This is a genomic window from Pseudomonas nicosulfuronedens, assembly GCF_005877905.1.
In the GTDB taxonomy this organism is placed as follows: Bacteria; Pseudomonadota; Gammaproteobacteria; order Pseudomonadales; family Pseudomonadaceae; genus Pseudomonas; species Pseudomonas nicosulfuronedens.
In genome coordinates, this window is sequence record NZ_SWDV01000136.1 from 1 (window position 1) to 610 (window position 610).

The window sequence follows — 610 nt, forward strand, 5'->3', positions numbered from 1 at the left end:
GTGCGCAAGGTCATGGGTGTTCCCCTCGAATCATGAGTTTTTATTTGGTCTTTCTGTTTTTTTGACTTCTCTGAGATGTTGGCTAGAGGTTTTGATGGTCGCAGTTTCGGGGATGTTTACCTAATGGGATTGAACTTGGTGGGAAAGATACCCGATCCAGATTCATTCCAGTAAGTTGGGTGCATATGAACAAAGAGTCCTCCCGTAGCGAGTCTGGCTGCAGCTTGGCATATGGCCGGCACCGGCTCACGGTGCCGGACTCTTTCAGCTGATTGCCGGGGGTAGCGTTACGCAGGCGGCCAGCACCCAGGCGGATGCATGGTCAAACCTCAGTTTGTTCCGCCATCGCCAGAGCGTCGTCGACCTCGATACCCAAATACCTAACAGTACTCTCCAGCTTCGTATGGCCGAGCAGCAACTGCACTGCTCTCAGGTTCTTTGTTCTGCGATAGATCAGCGATGCTTTGGTCCTACGAAGCGTGTGGGTTCCGTAGAGTGTGGGGTCGAGGCCGATTGTGGTTATCCAGGTTTTCACAATGCGGGCGTACTGCCTCGTGGAAATGTGAGCTGAAATTCGAACACGACTGGGAAAAAGGAACAAACTGAGGTT

At 52.1% G+C, this 610-nt stretch carries 1 protein-coding gene; it reads right to left on the minus strand.

What is annotated here, in order from left to right; translation table 11 throughout:
• Positions 1-322: 322 nt before the first annotated feature.
• Positions 323-610: tyrosine-type recombinase/integrase (locus tag FAS41_RS30775; protein WP_246084980.1), on the minus strand; the 288-nt coding region annotated here is incomplete at its 5' end.